General features: G+C 41.8%; 25 protein-coding genes. 6 read left to right on the top strand and 19 right to left on the bottom strand.

Translation table 11 applies throughout. The features are described from left to right. Positions 1–332 precede the first annotated feature (332 nt). From HLH16_RS01075 to HLH16_RS00985, 19 genes are all read right to left on the bottom strand, one after another. Complete coding sequence (locus tag HLH16_RS01075) at positions 333–2,630, bottom strand: portal protein (protein WP_171527890.1); 2,298 nt, start codon at positions 2,628–2,630, stop codon at positions 333–335. 11 nt (positions 2,631–2,641) lie between these two features. Then, positions 2,642–4,297: a terminase large subunit gene (locus tag HLH16_RS01070; protein WP_171527889.1), complete on the bottom strand. Its 1,656-nt coding sequence runs from the start codon at positions 4,295–4,297 to the stop codon at positions 2,642–2,644. Positions 4,298–4,385: 88 nt separating this feature from the next. Further along, the gene (locus HLH16_RS01065; protein WP_171527888.1) at positions 4,386–5,072 is read right to left on the bottom strand and encodes a hypothetical protein; all 687 of its coding nucleotides are present in this window, start codon (positions 5,070–5,072) and stop codon (positions 4,386–4,388) included. A 185-nt stretch (positions 5,073–5,257) separates the two neighbouring features. Next, a complete protein-coding gene (locus HLH16_RS01060; RefSeq protein WP_171527887.1) occupies positions 5,258–6,187 on the bottom strand; it encodes a DUF2971 domain-containing protein in 930 nt (309 codons plus the stop codon). 22 nt (positions 6,188–6,209) lie between these two features. Further along, on the bottom strand, positions 6,210–7,097 hold the full coding sequence (locus HLH16_RS01055; RefSeq protein ID WP_171527886.1) for an AbiTii domain-containing protein: 888 nt from the start codon (positions 7,095–7,097) through the stop codon (positions 6,210–6,212). Between the two features lie 166 nt (positions 7,098–7,263). Continuing rightward, positions 7,264–7,785, bottom strand: a complete 522-nt coding sequence (locus HLH16_RS01050; RefSeq protein WP_171527885.1) for a hypothetical protein — start codon at positions 7,783–7,785, stop codon at positions 7,264–7,266. A gap of 4 nt (positions 7,786–7,789) precedes the next feature. Continuing rightward, positions 7,790–8,215 carry a DUF1064 domain-containing protein gene (locus HLH16_RS01045; RefSeq protein ID WP_171527884.1) on the bottom strand — a complete coding sequence of 142 codons (426 nt, stop codon included), beginning with the start codon at positions 8,213–8,215 and terminating at the stop codon, positions 7,790–7,792. Positions 8,216–8,222: 7 nt separating this feature from the next. After that, positions 8,223–8,420: a hypothetical protein gene (locus HLH16_RS01040; RefSeq protein WP_171527883.1), complete on the bottom strand. Its 198-nt coding sequence runs from the start codon at positions 8,418–8,420 to the stop codon at positions 8,223–8,225. A gap of 100 nt (positions 8,421–8,520) precedes the next feature. Further along, positions 8,521–8,868 carry a hypothetical protein gene (locus HLH16_RS01035; protein WP_171527882.1) on the bottom strand — a complete coding sequence of 116 codons (348 nt, stop codon included), beginning with the start codon at positions 8,866–8,868 and terminating at the stop codon, positions 8,521–8,523. Beyond that, positions 8,865–9,320 carry a hypothetical protein gene (locus tag HLH16_RS01030; protein WP_171527881.1) on the bottom strand — a complete coding sequence of 152 codons (456 nt, stop codon included), beginning with the start codon at positions 9,318–9,320 and terminating at the stop codon, positions 8,865–8,867. The genes HLH16_RS01035 and HLH16_RS01030 overlap by 4 nt, the downstream gene beginning before the upstream one ends. Positions 9,321–9,390: 70 nt before the next feature. Beyond that, positions 9,391–9,870 carry a hypothetical protein gene (locus HLH16_RS01025; protein WP_171527880.1) on the bottom strand — a complete coding sequence of 160 codons (480 nt, stop codon included), beginning with the start codon at positions 9,868–9,870 and terminating at the stop codon, positions 9,391–9,393. Positions 9,871–9,955: 85 nt separating this feature from the next. Beyond that, the gene (locus HLH16_RS01020; RefSeq protein ID WP_171527879.1) at positions 9,956–11,314 is read right to left on the bottom strand and encodes an ISL3 family transposase; all 1,359 of its coding nucleotides are present in this window, start codon (positions 11,312–11,314) and stop codon (positions 9,956–9,958) included. Beyond that, the gene (locus HLH16_RS01015) at positions 11,311–11,799 is read right to left on the bottom strand and encodes a hypothetical protein (protein WP_171527878.1); all 489 of its coding nucleotides are present in this window, start codon (positions 11,797–11,799) and stop codon (positions 11,311–11,313) included. Before HLH16_RS01015 ends, HLH16_RS01020 begins: the two co-directional genes overlap by 4 nt. A 133-nt stretch (positions 11,800–11,932) precedes the next feature. Beyond that, positions 11,933–12,703: a hypothetical protein gene (locus HLH16_RS01010; protein WP_171527877.1), complete on the bottom strand. Its 771-nt coding sequence runs from the start codon at positions 12,701–12,703 to the stop codon at positions 11,933–11,935. Further along, positions 12,696–13,688, bottom strand: coding sequence for a YdaU family protein (locus tag HLH16_RS01005; RefSeq protein ID WP_171527876.1), 993 nt, complete (start codon positions 13,686–13,688; stop codon positions 12,696–12,698). The genes HLH16_RS01010 and HLH16_RS01005 overlap by 8 nt, the downstream gene beginning before the upstream one ends. Further along, on the bottom strand, positions 13,685–13,882 hold the full coding sequence (locus tag HLH16_RS01000; RefSeq protein WP_171527875.1) for a hypothetical protein: 198 nt from the start codon (positions 13,880–13,882) through the stop codon (positions 13,685–13,687). Before HLH16_RS01000 ends, HLH16_RS01005 begins: the two co-directional genes overlap by 4 nt. Beyond that, on the bottom strand, positions 13,879–14,604 hold the full coding sequence (locus HLH16_RS00995; RefSeq protein ID WP_250850205.1) for a phage antirepressor KilAC domain-containing protein: 726 nt from the start codon (positions 14,602–14,604) through the stop codon (positions 13,879–13,881). Before HLH16_RS00995 ends, HLH16_RS01000 begins: the two co-directional genes overlap by 4 nt. Continuing rightward, positions 14,601–14,930 carry a hypothetical protein gene (locus HLH16_RS00990; RefSeq protein WP_171527874.1) on the bottom strand — a complete coding sequence of 110 codons (330 nt, stop codon included), beginning with the start codon at positions 14,928–14,930 and terminating at the stop codon, positions 14,601–14,603. Before HLH16_RS00990 ends, HLH16_RS00995 begins: the two co-directional genes overlap by 4 nt. Then, positions 14,927–15,127: a hypothetical protein gene (locus tag HLH16_RS00985; RefSeq protein WP_171527873.1), complete on the bottom strand. Its 201-nt coding sequence runs from the start codon at positions 15,125–15,127 to the stop codon at positions 14,927–14,929. Before HLH16_RS00985 ends, HLH16_RS00990 begins: the two co-directional genes overlap by 4 nt. A gap of 124 nt (positions 15,128–15,251) precedes the next feature. Between HLH16_RS00985 and HLH16_RS00980 the strand changes: the two genes are divergently transcribed. The 6 genes from HLH16_RS00980 (at position 15,252) to HLH16_RS00955 (ending at position 18,068) form a co-directional block, all read left to right on the top strand. After that, positions 15,252–15,935, top strand: a complete 684-nt coding sequence (locus HLH16_RS00980) for a LexA family transcriptional regulator (protein WP_171527872.1) — start codon at positions 15,252–15,254, stop codon at positions 15,933–15,935. A gap of 339 nt (positions 15,936–16,274) precedes the next feature. Beyond that, positions 16,275–16,547 (top strand): hypothetical protein, encoded by a 273-nt coding sequence (locus HLH16_RS00975; RefSeq protein WP_171527871.1) that lies wholly within the window; start codon positions 16,275–16,277, stop codon positions 16,545–16,547. Next, complete coding sequence (locus HLH16_RS00970; protein ID WP_171527870.1) at positions 16,547–16,726, top strand: hypothetical protein; 180 nt, start codon at positions 16,547–16,549, stop codon at positions 16,724–16,726. The genes HLH16_RS00975 and HLH16_RS00970 overlap by 1 nt, the downstream gene beginning before the upstream one ends. Further along, positions 16,716–17,018, top strand: coding sequence for a hypothetical protein (locus HLH16_RS00965; protein ID WP_171527869.1), 303 nt, complete (start codon positions 16,716–16,718; stop codon positions 17,016–17,018). Before HLH16_RS00970 ends, HLH16_RS00965 begins: the two co-directional genes overlap by 11 nt. Beyond that, the gene (locus tag HLH16_RS00960) at positions 17,015–17,338 is read left to right on the top strand and encodes a hypothetical protein (RefSeq protein WP_250850204.1); all 324 of its coding nucleotides are present in this window, start codon (positions 17,015–17,017) and stop codon (positions 17,336–17,338) included. Before HLH16_RS00965 ends, HLH16_RS00960 begins: the two co-directional genes overlap by 4 nt. Before the next feature lie 25 nt (positions 17,339–17,363). Next, positions 17,364–18,068, top strand: a complete 705-nt coding sequence (locus HLH16_RS00955; protein ID WP_171527868.1) for an ERF family protein — start codon at positions 17,364–17,366, stop codon at positions 18,066–18,068. The last annotated feature ends 6 nt before the right edge of the window (positions 18,069–18,074 follow it).

Genomic DNA, 18,074 nt, shown 5'->3' with positions numbered 1-18,074 from the left:
ATGTCTTTGATATATGCATGCTCCATCAGGTACGAAGCAGCCATGATGATCAGTACGCAGACCGTCAAGGAAATAATGATCGCAGCAAGACCAAGGCGTTCCGTGTGATAGAGGATTAATGAAAAGATCAGCAAGCTGAGAAGGATCAGAAGTATTATTTTTTTCATATGCATCATCATCTCAAAGACTATGTAGATGATGATGCTGTTATGGTTTACGTCATGCTGTATAAAATTCAAGCATTTAGATATGTATTATTTCTGCCATAAAAATAGCCTCATCTGGTAATGAGGCTATTGTTTGGTGCTGGTTTACGTCTATAAGCTCAATATTCAACCAAGATTATCACTGGTACGAGCTGTCTCAATTCCTTGCAACCCAGTAGATGGCTGCTGTGGTATCGGAGGATTCATTGGACTGGTATTCTGCTGTACCTGCATCTCGGCAATACCTTCACTGCCGATCTGAGCACCTTCACCTTCTAAGTATGGCGAACGGATATCGCGTGCTGCTACTTCACCAGGTATAGGTAAGTTCGGATCATCACCCATTGGATTAGGTCGTTGATACCCAGCACCCTGCATGATGATATCGGCAATCGGTGCCGCTTGTGGTACCTGTGCCACCTGTACCGCCCCTTGAACTGCACTGTACTGCGACTGAACGCCAGTCTGCACAGCTTTAGCATCCACCAACTTGATATCACTTTCTGTCTTACGCTCTTTTAAGCGCAGCTCTTGTAGCTTGATCTCATTGCCAGATTCTTTCAGTGCCTGAGCCACTGCATCCTTAATACGTTGTTCCACTTGCTCTGGTGTAGGTGCATCCACTGCATCACGGATCGACTGAATGATGTCGCGTTTAAACGGCGTATCTGTAAGTGCAATAAGGTACGGCAGAATCGTTTGCTGAATATTTGGTGGCAATGACTTGGTAACTTCAGACAATGCGGCAAGCTGCTGTGCACGGAATCCGCTTGTACTTGGCACATCCTCAAGAATGACTTTAATGCGCGTACGCTGTACATCATTAGACAGATAGGTATAACCCATTGGATCTGTCTCCGGCTTATTAATATGCACACGACGTTCTGCAGTAATCGCATCACCTTCGATCACCACGACTTCTTCCTTGCTGCCCAGGTCTTCTACAATCATGGAAAGCAATAACTCACCAACCATGGTACGGGCTTCTTTAAAGTGATCCATGATTTTGCGTAATGCTTGGTTCGATTGATCGATTTGCAGCTGCTCTTGTCGTCCACTTGTTGCATTACCCTGCCGGCCCTGAAAGCCTGAAGTAATACTGCTGGTACGTTCAATCGAGATCCGGCTATCTTCAAGCAATTTAAACTGATGCTGATTCAACTCAAAGTCACGTTCAACTTCAAATGTTGCCCCAGTTTTGGCCATGTGCTGCTGATTCAGTTCAATGTATGCATCTGGTCGTGCAATCTGCTGCATGATCTGGCCACGTGTCATCTGTGATGCACCACGTGTAGTGGTCACACGCACCGAACTTAAACCCCAACGCAGTTTAGCCTGGGTCGAATTGATCAGGTCTTGGCTGTACTTCATGTCACGTACAAAGCCGTATGGAATGCCGGTATTGTCCTCACGGAATCCTATGAACGGTACATATGGGAAATTATCATGCGGATATGGAGTCGGCCCATCGTATAGGCAATGTGGGCCCATCCAATAGCTACGACGCATTTTAGCCACTGGTGCACGCTCTGGAATGGCATAACCATTTGCTGCAGCATAAATATGGGCTGGGTTGTTCTCATCAAACTCAACGATCCGGCCATCATCGAAGCGCAACATCGTTAATTCTACCCAACGTCGGTACCAGACTTCTGAGACATTAATCTCTTTAGATGTCTGATCGAACCAGAAACGCTCTGTCTTAGACCAGGCTTGAGCTTCACCCCAGGCATTACGCAGACCGGTAGAATTACCACCATCGATCATACTGTCATGCTGCCACCACAAAGCACCATGCCGGCCAATCGTCTCAATCAGTTCTTTATGCTGAGGGAATGCAATCTTAAGACGCTGCGGATGCACCCAACGATTACGACGCAACCAACGTGCATCACTTAAATCATCCTCTTGGGCCTTCATATCCCAATGGATTTCATTACGGTTCACGGCGACACAGCGATATGGATATTTTAGTGGATCTGCTTCACGTTTGACCTCAACCCAACCAATGCCACAGCCAATCATAGGCCGGAATGCATCACTACAGGCTTTATCTGCCTTGGATAGTCGCTCAGCCTGATTCAACTTATAGTTCAGTGCATCAGAAACATCCTGTCCACCAGGTTCGCCATTGGGTGTTACACGCCAGTCTGTCCGTGTTTCCAGCTCATGGCCTTCAATGGCACGCAATGCAGGACCGATCATATTCTCAATTGCAGGAGGAATACCGATCAACTTCATCCGTGTCAGTAGCTCACTGTCCAGCTGATTACCATCGGCATAGTCCATTTCTTTATCTGCAATAGTACGCCAGACCGGTTGCTGTTCTATCTCGTCATGGATTTCATTGAGTTCTTGAAGATCCAATGCCATTTCATCTTTAGCTTCTGGCGTATCAGTCACTGAGTTTTCGTCATTCTGCATGCTGCTACCTGTTACATTAGTCGCCAGTCGAGTGGCTCATCGTTGTAGTTATCTTGGCGTTTTGGTTCATCTTCTGCGAACCCTACACGGCTCTCCACAACATCCTCGATCATCCCTGCATCTTTAGCCTGTGCCCATTGACGCAAGGCATCTGCACCTTCGGAACAGCCATTGGCTTTGTTCGGTTGATCAATGAAGCATTTATCTGCTTTGGAGAATTTCTTCTGATAACCCTCGATCCGTTCAATACCCAACTTGCAGCCGTCTTTATCGAACCATGCATTCTTTAGATGCTTACGTGTGGACTGGATCCCATGGATAAGCTGAGTGATACGCGGCACGATGACAAAGTTATGACCAGGTAATAGTTCTTCCAGCTGCTCCATGACCGACTTATTGAAGTCACCTAAGCGCTGGTGTGCTGCATCATGTGGTAGGAAATGGGTGTGATAGAGATATCCATGAGATGCAATCTCTGCTGCATAATGTCTTAGATCTTGGCCATGCTTCTCGTAGTAGCGAATAAAACGGTCTTGGCCATTCATGATCTGTTGGTACCAGATCGCACAGCCGTCATGATTCCCGATATCCCAATAGGTATAAGTCGGTACATCCAATACTTCGATCTGACCAATACCACCGCGCTTACGCAGTGCCAGCATATCCTTGGCATAGTAGTTACCATCTTTGGCCACTTGAAATGCCTCATCCGGGAATGATGGGTATTCCTGCCACATCTTGGCACTATCGCCACGCAGGTCGTTGTCCCGTGTCAGCACATACCAGGCACGCTGATCAGGATCGAGACGCATCTTGATCCCCATTTTCTGCCGTACGATCAGCTCAACTTCATCCAGTTCTTCATGATCCCTGGCTGAGATAGTGACTTGAGTAGAATCAATCCGGTACTTGGGTTCTTGCCACCAGGCATAGAAATGGAAACGGTAGTCTTTGGATGTGAGGATTTTACGCAGCAGATAGTTTGTCTGTGCTGCCTGAACCATTGCATAGAATGATCCGTTACGTCCTTCCGCCGTGGATTCAATCACCAGCACACCATTGGTCGGTACGGTTGGGATCGAACCGGTAATAACCTCATCATCTTTGGCCGGATCACTCGCACAGATCTTACCGAACTCGGAAATCAGCATGCGGTGGATGGTACCGGAACGGAATGATGTCGCTACACGGATGCTCGATCCATTGTGGCCAAACTCAATTTCTGACTTGTTGTAGGCTTTTAAAGGAAAGCGTGCTCTGATTTCATCTGGAAGGTTGTCATAGGCAAACTTGATCTTGTCCTTGAAGATACTGAAAACCGTCGGCAAGTCCTGAGCGATAATGGCGCAGTTCTGGTTAGCATTGAACAGTGCATGGTCCAGCCACAAGATACAGATCAGCGTAGTAAAACCCAGCTGACGTGCTTTTAAAATAATATTGCGGTGCCACAACCGGTTTAAAAATTTGATCTGTGCAGCGTTCGGTTTAAATGGCAGCTCAAAGGTATCGGCTTCAATGACATTTCCCAGCTCATCTTTGAAGTCATCACCCTTAATTTTGATCTTATACAGACAGCCTGAAAAAATACGCCATTGCGGATCAGCAAGGCATCTTTCCAGTTCTTCTTTATTTGTGGGTAGTTCGGCTAAGTTGGTGTTATACATCATATAATCACCACTTTTGCACAATCATGGTGCGCTTTTATTGCACGTACGTGCATGAAATGATTTTGATGTGGGTCGTTAGTCGTTCTATTCACGTAGCATCCCCATTTTCATTATCGAACTCAGGGTCATGTGCTACAGGCTGGAATGTAGATGAATTGCTTTGCGCGATTCTGTTGATCAATGCAGTCAGGTCATCAGCTTTTTCTTCTTGCTTTTTATCCAGGCCATAGGCTTGTACTTCCAGACCAACCAAAGTCTTGAGCGTGTCGCCCAGATCCTTCATCGACTTCACTCGGTTCGGCAGCTGGATGATCTTCATGTACAGGTCATTCAGTTTGTCCTGGCCTTTGTCATCCTCTTTACGCATGACATCACCGAAGTCATAAAGCAGATTGGCGTTCTCAATCCCGATCATGTGTTCCAGTTCATCAAACAAACCCATGCACAATGAGCGTGCACGTTGAATATCTTTGCGCTGGTTTAGTTGAATGCCGGCAATGAGATTGGCATTCGCGTCGATGGTTTCTTTTTCTGTGGCCTTATATTCAGGTGAGTTGCGTACCTCAGTGCGTACCACCTGAGTGCGTACTATTGCTTCTGCTTTTGCATGAATTTTTCCATTTAAATCTCGGGTCCATTCCTGTGTCTTTGCACGCTTACGAATAGCACCATCAGACACGCCAAAGGCTTGTGCTATCTGTCTTATAGACTGCACGCCTGCACGATATTCGATTTCAATACGCTCCCAATCAGGAGCTACTTTCTTCTCTGACATCACACCACCTTTGTTTACAAGGTGATGATGGGAGTGCGCAGTGCGTACTGTCGAACCCTACAGTTTTACGTAGTGCGTACATGTTCCACGTCGTATGTTTCATGAACGAATAGGCGAAAAAAAAGCCCTGGTGGACAGGGCTAGATATTTACGCTTTGTGGAAATTTCTAATCGAACTAGACAAACTACTTTAAGTCATAAAGATTTGACTGGGAAACAGGAAACTTAAAGCCTAATTCACTAATGAGTTTTTGTAGTGTATTCAAAAACCATTTTGGAGCATGTGGTGACACAATGATTTCCTCTATTAAATCATTAGGCTCGATATCTACAGATACAATTGATGTTTTATCCTTTTTTAGAACTTCTAAAGTTTGAGCAATATTCTCATTTTTATATTCATAAATTTCGTCAATGAGTGCTTGTAATTGATTAGAAGTCTCAACAGTTGGTTCCTCATTTTTTAATTTTTTAATTTTTTCCATATTGTTGCTGTTCCACTTTTCATAATTTTTAACTTGCGAGTTTTGAATTTCCTTACATATTGCTTCCCTTTCATCTTTGCAGTTGTTATCAATTAAAAGCAGCCGATATTCTTTCTCATGATCAAATGATTCACGCTTCATAAACAAAGCACTATGGGGATTTACATTCGTAATATCCTTTAGCTGAACATCCTCTAATTTAGAATCGTATGTCACTTTGCTATAAACAATTTGATGATTATTTTTAGGTTTTAATGATTCTTTTAATAAATGAGCTTTAGTTTTTATTACTAAAGACTCTGGCGATTTGCAGTATAATTTCCACATACCTGCTGACTCAAATTCATTCAAATGCCAGCAACTTACATAAGCATAATAATTATAAACAGAGACTGCATCAGTTAATATCCCATTTACGAAGTTTATGGTACCTTCATCAAATTCATTAAGGGAATGCAAACCCTTTCTAGCCAATTCGATAAAATTAGCGGCATATCCTTCAAATGTATCTTCAAACTTATCATAACGAGGAAAAACCAACTTTTTATGCAAAATCAAATCAAGAAATTTCGATAAATCCAGATACCGCCACAAAGTGGCAGTATCATCAACATCATTAACTAAATCCATAATAACCCTATTAATTTATTATTTAGGCAAGACCATAAAACTTCGCTAACGAATCAGCCAATAGTGTACCTGCAGTAGCGATACCAATATCCCATGTACCATTGGCAGCCTTCCCCATCATTGTTGAAATCCAACCACCAACCTTTTCACCAAATCTGTTTGGCTCTGTCGGGGTAGCATCATGCTGAATTGCATCTTTTAAACTCTGAATATCAGAAAAAGCTACATTATTATCTGCGAGGTGTTTGGCCAAGGAATCAAAATCCATTCCCTTTATGTTCATCTGATTATTTTGATTAATAGTCCCACCAGATACAGTTCCAACTACACCCTGCATATTTTGAATATTGAAATGATTTACAGACATGGCTACTTCCTTTTCTTTTTTGGTAAATTTGAACCCTTTCCCTAGAATTCCATCTTCTTCTAATTGTAAAGACCAATTATAGATAATATTCCGAACCCTTGTACAAATGGACATAAGCTGAGGACGATAAACCATGATCCTTGGTTCAAGCTGTACAAACCTGTCTTGTAAATTCATAAGTGCGTTTTTAGCTTGATTATTTATTAGATATTGAAAAGAATTTCCTTCTTGCATTAGAAGATTTCTGATATCACCCACTGATTGCCTGATACTTAAAGATGTTACTACTTCATTCAGTTCATCTGGAATTATAAAAGGTATTAATCCACGCTGAGGATTAAAAGCTTTAAGCTGGCCCTTTATCTTTCTATACTTTGGAAGCTTTTTATCCCCGTAACCTTCTAATTCCAGTTCGCACCACTTTCTAAATTTTTTGATTTTCAATTTTCTTGATACTAAGAGTGCTTTATTAAGTAATTCTTCAATATCACTATTTGGGTCACCAGCTAAACTTTGAAGTTGCAACACTATTGAATCAGACAATTCAAATACCTATAAAGAAGGGATAAATAATTAAAAGACATAATAATTTATTTACCCCAAACATCAATATCCAAGATCATTTCATTTGAGTAAATCTGGATGACCACCTGACGATAGCCTTTCAATCATGAGCTGACCATCACCCGATATCAGATGTGACATTCCGTTATGAACCACTTTCATCAAACAGCCCTCCTTGAATCTTAGCCTCATGGATCCGTTCAATACTGCGTGACAGCTTACTGACCTGAGTAGCAATATTATTGGTGACATAACTCATGCTACGACCCATCTCAATGTTGCTGTACTGCATGGCATCGCTCACCATTAAACAGCCCAAATCTCGCCCTTCTTTAGGGGTTAATGTCAAAACAAGATCATCTCCGATCTCAATCTTTACTGTACCGTCATTCAGCACGGTTTTAGTGATCATGCGTGCAGGACGATGCTGTTGCACCGGCATATAAACGCCACGTTCAACGCGATTCACCTGATTGGTATCCACTAGATAACTTAAGCGATCGTCAATCTGCCCCCGGGTAAGATGTGGCAATGCAATCTGCAGAGTTTCACGTGTGATAATCTGCCCTTGGTTATGTAGATCCACACATGCTTCAAAAATCATGATAGTCGATGACTTTTTTTCGTCGTTTTGCTCTGCATCGGTATGCTTTTTGCGCTCTGCCATGAGTTTAAACCTCTGTAATCTCTATGCCATGCACTGACATCATCAAGTGCTTTTTTATACGGTAGGTATCTTTCTTACGTGTCTCTACACACTTAACGTCTTCAACAATCTGTTGGCCATTCCGCGTATAAACAAAGTCTGCAACATAACGTAGCGCTGGTTTAGTACGTGATTCACTGCTGAACTTCACCTTAGGTGCAAGCACAAAAGCCATCTGCAGCTTTAGATCCTGAATAATTCCGTTGCGTTCCATTGTCTGTAGAGTGTGATATCGCCTTTCTTCTTTCTTTGAATCAAATTTAAGGCCATTTATTTCGGTCTTGGTGTTGTTGTACTTCTGCTTTTTGTCCCCATCAGTAGCTTTAGGCTTAGCGCATAGGTGCCCTAAGCCTGCTTTCCGAAGTTCCCGATCAGTCAATACCGCAGACATAGGCTATTTATTCAGCAGCTAGATCCCAGGCGCAAACTAGCCCGGTATTTTCTGCCACAAGTTCATCCAAAGTTTTAACTTTAGGTAAGCCAGATACTGCTTTAGCTGTATTTGTTTTAAACACTGCCATAACACGACGCTCAAAATTGAAGTACATCCCCGCGCTAGCCAAGGCGAAATGTAAAAAATTAGGTTTATGATGCATTCTTTTCTCCAAAAATTTATCCCTTCAATTTCTGTAAACCTATATTGAATGGCAACGTCTTGCTGTCTAAAGAAACACCAAGTAATTTATTTTTTGGTATTCAGCGAGTGAGATTGATGTCATTGGTACCTCGCAATGTCACAACCCTTTCATAAGAGCGATTCAGGTTTTCTTCCACTGAGATTCCTTGCTGAAATCCAATTTCTAAAATTTTAATTTGATGTGAAAAATCAAAATGCCCTTTGCTAAAAAAGCCCTCAACCAATCTAAGCACAGCAACCAGATGGTTTTTTGTGTCAGAGTCGTAAAATTCTTCTACTTTTTTAAAATCGCTTAAAAATTTAAAATGCTGATTACTGGCTTCACGAAAACCAACACCAATATTTAGCCACTCTCTTGTCACAAGATCTGGACACCACTGCACTATTTGCCAAGTCCCTTTAATCATGCTGCACCTCGCCATACCAAAATTTCAGACTCTTTACGACGGTTGAAATAGGCAAAAATATTAGATTTCTCAAATTTCATCTGTGCAACTTTGCGTCCTGTTTTTTCGGCATATTGCTTAACGAATGCAGGATCCAATGACCAACAAATTGAATGATTCAACTCATCTTCATTGGTGTAGGCACGATATGCAGTCACAACCTTAGGAAGTCTAGAAAACTCTCTACGTTCACTGGTTTTCATTATTTTTTGACGGTTGCGTCTTTTGCTTTCAAATAGCTCAATCCACTGTTCTTGTTGTTCAAATGAGCCACCAGCTTTCCAGGCTGTGCCCAGAAGGTTCCAGTAGTTACTATCGTCGATAATTTTATTGTGATTGCCCTGCATGAAAGCCAGCATCAAGTGATGTGGTACCAGGCACATAGCTCGGGCAATATTGGCATCGTTATTCATGCTTATTCCATTCCACCTAATTTCACCAAAGCAGCCCCGATCAACATAAAAATAAACAATAGTGCTTTGTTCACGACACATCCCCAAAATCAAAAGCAGATTGGTGAACAGCAGGCTGACGATCCAACAAAGGTCTGGTCATATCAGATAACAAACGCTGTTCTTCTGCTTCAACCAGTGGCATAGCATTCATAATATTGCGGTACTCACGGTTACTCAGGCTCTGCTCATTGGCTGGAAGGGTGATATACAGCACCTGGTCTTCAGTCATATCAACAAACTTTAAAATCATCTTGCGACGTGACAGGTTTTTAGTGCCGGCATTGAACCAGTTTTTGATTCGGCTTAATTTGATCAGACCGCAAAACTCATTTGGATCTTCACAGTGGTGGTGAACAGGACGTGGTTTAAAGTTTGGTCCTGGTAATTCAGTAATCTTCCCCTGGTACCCTTTTAGCATTTCATCCAGTGCACGACGTTGAGCCTGCTTTTCCGAATAATTCCCCACGTAACGTGCTGCTTTTTGTGCTTCTATGTGCTGTAAAGTCATCTCAATTCCCCTCAAAGATGCTTAGTTAATTTGGCTCTACGGAATATGATGTGTAAATCTATTCTATAGAGCCTAGTTAAAATTGTTAGCTTTGTGTGGAATTTACTTCCCCATTAAGTAACTTATCAAAACAAGAATTACAGTAACCAAGTCCTAAACCAGATATTTCACCTATAGGCTTAGCTGAACAAATCTGACATACATGAGACTGTTCTATTAGTGCAATTAGTTCTTCCTCAGATAAGAAATCTGAATGCTTAACGACATTGCCAAGAATCTCCCTATGGTTATTCTTGAACAACAGTTTGGCTCTTAACATTTCAAAGCTATAACCACGACCTTGGCGATTAATAACCTTTGCTACACCATTCATTGCTTCGGTATAACCATTTGTTAACGGCTTGTCGAAGTATGCAAGTATTTCCTCTCGCCAATTCTTAACCGCTGTAACCAATGGCTTAAAGTCTTTGCCTGTTTTCTTCATCTCTGGTGGGATGATGTCAAGCCAGTCATTAAGCACTTGCTCTGCATCATTACGATTATCTTGATCGTAAATGCAGTAGAACAGCTCTTTGAGGTTATGCGCTATTGCTACGTGTGGTTCATTTGCAAGCCACATATCAGTGTTGTAGAGGCCATGTTCATCAAGGTTCTTGTATCGCATCCTAAGCAAAGATTTACGACGCATCCAGTCCTTGCCAATCGCTTTCGCACGATCTTTTGACAATTGAATACGAACTCCATCCATAGCTTGATTTGCCATGCGGACAACGTGGAACTTATCAACAATGATTGGCATATTTGGGAATACAGCTCGAATAGCATCCTTGTAAGGCTTCCACATATCCATAATAAAGCCTTCGATTGGCGCGTTCCTGTTGCGTTGTATCCAGTTAGAAACAGCAGCCTTATCGCGCGTATCAAACATATCGATGTATCGGCGTTGTTCAACATTCACGACTACAAAGCGTTGTTTGCCATCAATCTTAGTTTCATCAATGCCGATCCAACCACTTAAATCAGGCTCATATGCTTCATTTAGGCGACTAACGTACTCATTAGCTATGGAACGTACCGTCTTATCATCACAACCTATACGCTTTGCAATGTTCACAAAGGTATCGATAAAGCATTCATTTTGAATAATCTCGACGCAACGCTCTGTCATACGTGTATTTGGCTCAATACCATCAATAGGTTGAATGAACGTTCCACCGCAATCTCTGCAACGGTATCGTTTCAATACAGCCTGAACGATGACAGGCGAGCCGCGTACTGGGCCGTCACGATAGGCTATGGTCTTTGGGCCATGTTTATAGAAGTGCTTAGAACCACATTTTAAACAGCAATCAGGCTGCACTAAGTATTCAGCTTTAATGGTTAACTCTTTACCATGCTCAACACTCAGTACAGCCCAATTTGAAAGAGCTAGGATGTCAGTCATTTAATAATGTTTTCAGAATAAAAACTTAAAGATATTATATCGTCACCGATTTTTAAATGTGTATGCTCCCCATTGTCATGATGATGCAATGAAACCTCATCATCTATGTTGTAGTCTGAATGTTGCAAGACAATACCATAGCAGAGCTTATTGAGTGATGTGTTGCCAATAACATCTTCGCCGCAATCTAATTTACCTCTGTAATAATCCAAATAACTTTCAGCCTCTTCTTTTGCATCTTTTAAGTTTGAATGGTAATTAAATCCATATTCAACATCATGACTAAAAAACATGGGTTCTTTGGGAATTGACTTATTTAGACCTCTTTCACCACACTCAACTTTTACAAGTTTTTCCCACATTTTAAAGCAAGCGCCTACTAAAGGATCTTGAAATGCTCCATTGCTCATTTTGAACTGACCATCACTCAACCCAAACAGCGCAATATAATCTTCTTTAAAATCACGTTCTGTTGTATAGCTCATTTTAATTATTCCACACGATATTCCGAAATAAGAATATAACATGATTTAGTTAATTACACACGATATTCCGAATAGCCGTTAATTTTTGCTAGTTTTCTTAGAATTCGATCTACCAAAATCGACTTCCTAATCTCTATTTTTTCAAACACTCACGAATAACCTTAGGCACCTTCACTCCATCCATTTCACACTTTTCCAAGTACGATTCAGGATCATTGAAAGGATCTGGCCATGGATCGGCTATTGGTGTTGGCTTTACCTGTAAGCGCTGAGGCTTTGGCACATGACGGTTTTTCACATTCATCCGCTTTTTAAGTTCTTCCAGTGCTTGTTGAGCCACTGCATTCGGCACGGGCTGATGATCAATATCATCAGGTTCCTTTGGTTCAGCTAATTGTTTAACTGCTTTCAGTTCTTCATCAGGTTCGCCACGCTCTTTCGCTTCTGTGATCAGTCTCTTGTAAACACTGCAATACACGTTATGCACAGTATCGGTAGGCTTTAAGCTGCCATACGGCCCAACCACTGTATAAAACGCGTCCTTAGCAATACGGTTGATGCAACAAACTCGGTTTGATTTCTCGTAGTTCAGTGCTTGCAACCATGCTTCATCAGGAGTCTGGTATTCATAAACACCTTTGCACCAGTTTTTGAACTCAGGAATCGATGGTGGCCATTCGGCTGTATCAAGGCGTTTTAATCCACGAAGAAACTGTTCATAAGTTAGACCTGAAAGTTTTTCGACAAACTTCTCAATAACCTGACCTTTCTTGAGACCTGACCATTGATCAGTAAATTTCTTGCCGTACATGAGAAGCATGTCTTCAACCAACTTGCGTGCATCCAATTCACTGAATTGCTGGATGGCCTGAGTGTTTTCATGTTGAGCTAATTCATTACGCATATTTACCACCCTCCACTTCGTGCACATCACGCATTGCAGGCTGATCATCACCGCTGATCTCAGACATCCAATCGCTTACTTCGCTCTGGGTACGACCTGCTGCATTTGAAAAAGGCTTTTGTTTTTTAGGAAGAGACTTAGCTTCACGCAGATTACGTACTTCGTCTTTGTTGTTTTGAATCCAGGTAAACCACTTCACCAGCCATAGGCTTGGTGTGTTTTTGCTATCAGACTTAGCTGAGAAGAAATCACCGAAGTTTGTAAACATGGCAATCAGGTCTTGTTCAGGTAGACCAGGATTGCGCTGCTGCCCAAGTTTTATGAAATCGTAATGAATCGGATATACCTGTACACATTCCAAAATCGAATAGCGTTTGTGATCCCCAACCTGGTATTGAGAAAATTGAATGAGAGGAAAAGAAATTTTTTCTTCGCACGCATTACTACTACCACTACTATAAATACTGGTTATTGGTTCATGGTTATTGGTTAATGGTTTATGGTTTATGGTTGGTTGCTCGTCCGTTAAATTTCCGTTCAACGTTGCTTCAACGGTCGTTGGATTTTCGTTTAACCGACCTTCAACGGTCGTTGGATTTTCGCTATTCGAACGATCATCATTTGATGAACCGCCATTAGGGTCTTGTTGCTTTTTCGCTGCACGCTTTTTAGCAGATGCTTTACCAGCGTCACTAGCCTGTTTGCGCTTGCCATGGAACTCAACGATTTCACGTTCACAACGATTGTTGATGTAAGCACCATCCTCAAGAGTAAAAAACTCATCAAGAACATATTTCAAAGCAGATGTCTGATCTTCAGTTGCGCATTGCAGACGACGGGCCAAACGCTCCAAATTGGATGCATCAATTGGCTTTTCAGTGTCGTAATACATATCCAGGAGATCACGGTAAATGGCACGCTCAACCAAACTCAAATGACGCGTAGCATTATTGAAATCCCCAATATGATGCTGGTAATAATTCATAACCACTCCCCACGCTCAATCGTAAAATAAGTGCATTCAAGATTTTCTTCGTGAATAACCCGAAGGCGATTTAACGCATCTTCAAAAGAATCACACTGGTATATGGTTTGACCTTTTGTTGTGTAGCCACCACCATTACAAAATACCCAACCAAGGATGCGGTAGCGTTTCGAGCCACCCAGTAGCTTACTCATGCCACCATCCCTTCACTTGTCAGCGTCTCAACAACCCACTGTTCACCCTTGTTGGTGAATTTGGATTGTGGATAGCCTTGTTCTGTCTGCTTGACTTCGCCATAACCTTTTTTGATAAACCAATCAGCAAAAGTGCGACCTGCAATACGGCGGTCATACACACCTAGATCAGCAAGGTATTGATTAAGTTTTACAGCCGATAATCCAATCTTTTTACCAACTTGAGAGGCGTTCAAAAGGTTTTTTGTGTCGGCAACCTTGTCAAAATATTGAACTTTAGGGGCTACTATCTGGAGTTGTTGTTCTGCTGATTGCTTGGCTTTATATTGCTCCGCCCAAGCCATTGCAGCTTCGGCTGGGTCGGTGAAGTCAGGAAGTAATGCCACAGGTTGCTTTAGTGCTTCTTCCATGGCTGTCATGCGGTCAAAGACTTGAGCCTGTAATTCGTAGCTGTATGACATAGCCATGAGGCAAGCTTCACGTTTTGGGAAGCGGTAGCAAGGGCGTTGCTCACCATTTCCAGCAAGATAAGACGAGCGAAATTTTTCGCTGGTCTCTAGCCCTAAAACCTTTGGTACTTTTGCCATAAAATCAGCATGGCGAAGCTGAACTGGCTTTTCGTCAAACTTGCGGCTGTCGTTGATATAGTCAACAAGCTCAAGCGATACCATGGTCACTTGGTCTGTGTTATTATCATTTTGAATTTGTGCTAACATATTCATTGTTCATTGACTCCAAAGTTTTGAACATCAAGCTCAGTAGTTCGCGCTACTGGGCTTTCTTTATTTATGGACGATGTATTCACCGTATTCGTGGTATTGCCGAATGCTCTACTGAGATACTCATGTTGTTTCTTAAACTTTATGAGTTTTTCTATGGCTGCATTCCGAATCCATTCCGAACGCTTTATGTCGTCCATTGCTGCCAGCGCATCAATCGCTTGTAGCGCATCATGTGTCATGCGGACTGATGTTGAGTCAGTCTTTTTCCCATGCACATCAAGAAAACCTAAATCCAATGCTTCTTGCATTTCATCTACTCCCATCACGCAACATCCTTGTTGCGAACCACGCCTGAAATATGCGGATTTAAGAAGATGTGCGGATACTGGAGTTTTACTTCCGCAGGTATCCCTCTTGTCATCCAGTTTTGAACTCGCTGTTTGCTTTTTAAGCCAAGCATCTCAGCAACTTTTGTTGACCCACCAAGAGCAACAATGATGTCTTTATCAGTGCTGATAGACATTTCACTCTCCACTAAACATTTGTGTACTAGATGGTAAACGCTGTGTTTACTAATGTCAAATCATTTGTTTAACACAATTTGTTTACTGTTGAGATAATAAAACCAAGAATAAAAGGGGTTTGTTATGCACGAATCATTTAAAAGACTGCTTGAAATAAGCAATGGGTTGAGTCAGGAAGAAATAGCAAGACGTATTGATGAATCACCGCAAACGCTGACCAATTGGAAGAAGCGTGGTGTATCAAAAGCTGGGGCTTTAAAAGCGGCTGCTGAGTTTGACTGTTCTGCAAACTGGATTTTAAGTGGTGTGGGCGATAGCTCCAGCAGTGATGTTTCTCGTGTTGTTGGCTGGGATAGCTCCACCCCACTAGATAGTGATGAGATTGAGATACCATTCCATAAAGATGTTTTGGTGTCTTGTGGTTCAGGTTCGCTTAGCGAAATATTAAATTCGGAATCAAGAAAACTAAGACTAAGCACCTCAACATTAAGGCGTTATGGTGTTGATCCAGCAAATGCACTTGCATTAACAGCATTCGGCAATTCAATGACTCCAGTCATAAATGATGGCGCAACGGTTTACGTTGATATAGGCAGAAAAAATGTTATTGATGGCAAGATTTATGCAATATGCCACGGTGGTCTTTTTAAGTTTAAGTACCTATACAGAATGCCAATGGGCGGCATAAGGATTGTTAGTGCTAATAGTGACGAATACAAAGAAGAAGTTTTGACGCAGCAAGAAATTATTGACCAGGAGTTTGAAGTTATTGCTTACGCATTTAACGTGCAAAATTCGCTACCATAGATAAGTAAACAAAATGAAATTTTAAGACTGCTTATGCGGTCTTTTTTTATGTCTATATAAAACAGTTGTTTATAAATTAATTACACATTTGTTTATTTAAAGTGTTGACTACAGTACACATCATGTTTACTATTTACCTCGTACCCAATAAATACGAGATAACCATGACTCAATTCAAAACCCTAGCAACTGGCACAAACCACACAAGTCTAATTGTCTGTGATGGTGAGCTAAAAGTGGTTCGTCTTGGTGAGGTTATTGCGGTTATCACGAACTGGTAAAAACAAAAAAGCCCAGCAACTTTCGACGGGAACTGGGCTTCAACACAACGAGGTAATTATGAACCAAACCGCATCCCACAGTCAAACCCCTAAGTTTGGCCACATCCCATCAACAGGGATTCTTCGTCAGCAACCGCCTTCTAGTAAGCAGATTGCTAAGTCAAATAAACGCGCTAAAGCGAAAGCCTGGATGCAAGACACGATGGCAGTTTTAGTGGTTCTTGGAACTATTGGCTCAGTGCCTTTAATGGTTCGCAGCTGTGCAGATGATGTGGATCGTCAAGCGGTTGAGGCGGTTAAGCTTCAGGCTCAAGTTGGGGGTGTTAAGTAATGGACATGTCTCAAAAACGCAAATTGCTTATAGCTGTAGAAACACTGGCAGTTCGTCCTGGTAATGCTGACGCAGAAACTATTAAAGATGCTTTGGTTGGCTTTCAAGAATTAATCAAGGATGTAACTGCGAATCAAATCAACGTTGTTTATGCGTACGGTGAATCAAATGACTTGTAATTGTAAGGCTGACTTTACTGAAAAGTTTCTAAATCGCGTTAAAGAGGCTAATCCAGATTCAACTAATCATGAAGTTGAACTGACTGGTTACACCAATGTTTTTGGAACAAATGCGGCTGGACAAACCACGCTTGAGCTTAACGGTTTTATGCCGGTGGAAATAAAACACACGGTTAAGCATAAAAAGACTGGTGTTGAGCGAGTTAAAAAAGAAAAGACCAGCTTTCTATTTACTTACTGCCCTTTTTGCGGTGTTCCATACAAGAAAAAAGCAACAGGAGAAGCATCATGAATATGAGCACTAAACCTGAAAATAAATTCTCTGAATACCTAGGCAATGATGAGCAAGGCAATATGCGCCTTCGTCTAGGCACTAAGTTCGCCGCAATCTATGTCGAGAAAGGCAAAGATATTTACAAGGAAACCTCTAAAGGTCTTGTAAAGGTAACCCTTGAAGAATTGGTTTCTAAACCATGGATTCGTGAAAACTTCGAACGTGAACGTGCTTTTCAACGTAGTAAGGCTTTGGCCGTTGGTCTGCAAAGTTCTCACATTCCATTACGTGAACGTCGTGCATACAAAAAACGTATGGGCTGGGTTGGCGCACATTAATTTTCGATTTTTTGAGGGAAAAATCATGACAAATCAAACCCAGATCTCTGATCTACAGAATATACAGCAGTCATTAAAAGCGCCTAAGAAGCACTACAACGAATTCGGTAAATTTAAATACCGTAAGTTTGAAGACATTCTCGAAGAACTAAAACCTTTGCTCTGCAGCTTTGGCTGCACATTGGTATTAAGCGATGAGGTTAAGGAAATGGCGGGTCAACTTGTCTTGACAGCAAATGCTCGCTTTATCGATTCACACGGCGCAATAACAGAAGTTCATGCTCATGCTGGTATTGAGGCGAAAAAAGGTATGGATATGGCGCAGACCTTTGGGGTCAGCTCATCCTATGCCCGTAAGTACGCTTTGAATGGCCTGTTTCTGATCGATGACAGCAATGATCCAGATACCAATGAACATCATCGGGTAATTGAGCATGCCCAGCAAGGCAACAGAAACCAACAGCAAAAAAGCAATCAACGCCAGCAGAACGACCAGCGTCAAGGCCAACAAAATAATCAAGGGCAAATTCAACAGCAGAATACCCAGCATTCCGAAAAAGGTGATTTAAAAACTCGTTTTAACCAGGCACTTAAAACCATACCTCAGGTTGAAGATATCAACGTCCTGAATGGTGCTTTAAAAACTTTTCAAAATTCTGATTTTTATCCAACGATTCTGAAAACGTGTAAAGCACGTGCGCATCAGCTTGGTTACGATTTTACAGGTTGAGATTAA

This window comes from Acinetobacter sp. ANC 5378 (genome assembly GCF_013004315.1).
Taxonomy (GTDB): Bacteria; Pseudomonadota; Gammaproteobacteria; order Pseudomonadales; family Moraxellaceae; genus Acinetobacter.
The sequence above is the reverse complement of the archived record's forward strand: the minus strand, read 5'-3'. Positions and strand labels throughout refer to the sequence as shown.

What these genes read in the sequence shown, in the direction of transcription:
- HLH16_RS01075 (WP_171527890.1), bottom strand. Translation starts at nt 2,630, where the DNA reads ATGCAGAATGACGAAAACTCAGTGACTGATACGCCAGAAGCTAAAGAT.
- HLH16_RS01070 (WP_171527889.1), bottom strand. Translation starts at nt 4,297, where the DNA reads ATGATGTATAACACCAACTTAGCCGAACTACCCACAAATAAAGAAGAA.
- HLH16_RS01065 (WP_171527888.1), bottom strand. Translation starts at nt 5,072, where the DNA reads ATGTCAGAGAAGAAAGTAGCTCCTGATTGGGAGCGTATTGAAATCGAA.
- HLH16_RS01060 (WP_171527887.1), bottom strand. Translation starts at nt 6,187, where the DNA reads ATGGATTTAGTTAATGATGTTGATGATACTGCCACTTTGTGGCGGTAT.
- HLH16_RS01050 (WP_171527885.1), bottom strand. Translation starts at nt 7,785, where the DNA reads ATGGCAGAGCGCAAAAAGCATACCGATGCAGAGCAAAACGACGAAAAA.
- HLH16_RS01045 (WP_171527884.1), bottom strand. Translation starts at nt 8,215, where the DNA reads ATGTCTGCGGTATTGACTGATCGGGAACTTCGGAAAGCAGGCTTAGGG.
- HLH16_RS01040 (WP_171527883.1), bottom strand. Translation starts at nt 8,420, where the DNA reads ATGCATCATAAACCTAATTTTTTACATTTCGCCTTGGCTAGCGCGGGG.
- HLH16_RS01035 (WP_171527882.1), bottom strand. Translation starts at nt 8,868, where the DNA reads ATGATTAAAGGGACTTGGCAAATAGTGCAGTGGTGTCCAGATCTTGTG.
- HLH16_RS01030 (WP_171527881.1), bottom strand. Translation starts at nt 9,320, where the DNA reads ATGAATAACGATGCCAATATTGCCCGAGCTATGTGCCTGGTACCACAT.
- HLH16_RS01025 (WP_171527880.1), bottom strand. Translation starts at nt 9,870, where the DNA reads ATGACTTTACAGCACATAGAAGCACAAAAAGCAGCACGTTACGTGGGG.
- HLH16_RS01020 (WP_171527879.1), bottom strand. Translation starts at nt 11,314, where the DNA reads ATGACTGACATCCTAGCTCTTTCAAATTGGGCTGTACTGAGTGTTGAG.
- HLH16_RS01015 (WP_171527878.1), bottom strand. Translation starts at nt 11,799, where the DNA reads ATGAGCTATACAACAGAACGTGATTTTAAAGAAGATTATATTGCGCTG.
- HLH16_RS01010 (WP_171527877.1), bottom strand. Translation starts at nt 12,703, where the DNA reads ATGCGTAATGAATTAGCTCAACATGAAAACACTCAGGCCATCCAGCAA.
- HLH16_RS01005 (WP_171527876.1), bottom strand. Translation starts at nt 13,688, where the DNA reads ATGAATTATTACCAGCATCATATTGGGGATTTCAATAATGCTACGCGT.
- HLH16_RS01000 (WP_171527875.1), bottom strand. Translation starts at nt 13,882, where the DNA reads ATGAGTAAGCTACTGGGTGGCTCGAAACGCTACCGCATCCTTGGTTGG.
- HLH16_RS00995 (WP_250850205.1), bottom strand. Translation starts at nt 14,604, where the DNA reads ATGAATATGTTAGCACAAATTCAAAATGATAATAACACAGACCAAGTG.
- HLH16_RS00985 (WP_171527873.1), bottom strand. Translation starts at nt 15,127, where the DNA reads ATGTCTATCAGCACTGATAAAGACATCATTGTTGCTCTTGGTGGGTCA.
- HLH16_RS00980 (WP_171527872.1), top strand. Translation starts at nt 15,252, where the DNA reads ATGCACGAATCATTTAAAAGACTGCTTGAAATAAGCAATGGGTTGAGT.
- HLH16_RS00975 (WP_171527871.1), top strand. Translation starts at nt 16,275, where the DNA reads ATGAACCAAACCGCATCCCACAGTCAAACCCCTAAGTTTGGCCACATC.
- HLH16_RS00970 (WP_171527870.1), top strand. Translation starts at nt 16,547, where the DNA reads ATGGACATGTCTCAAAAACGCAAATTGCTTATAGCTGTAGAAACACTG.
- HLH16_RS00965 (WP_171527869.1), top strand. Translation starts at nt 16,716, where the DNA reads ATGACTTGTAATTGTAAGGCTGACTTTACTGAAAAGTTTCTAAATCGC.
- HLH16_RS00960 (WP_250850204.1), top strand. Translation starts at nt 17,015, where the DNA reads ATGAATATGAGCACTAAACCTGAAAATAAATTCTCTGAATACCTAGGC.
- HLH16_RS00955 (WP_171527868.1), top strand. Translation starts at nt 17,364, where the DNA reads ATGACAAATCAAACCCAGATCTCTGATCTACAGAATATACAGCAGTCA.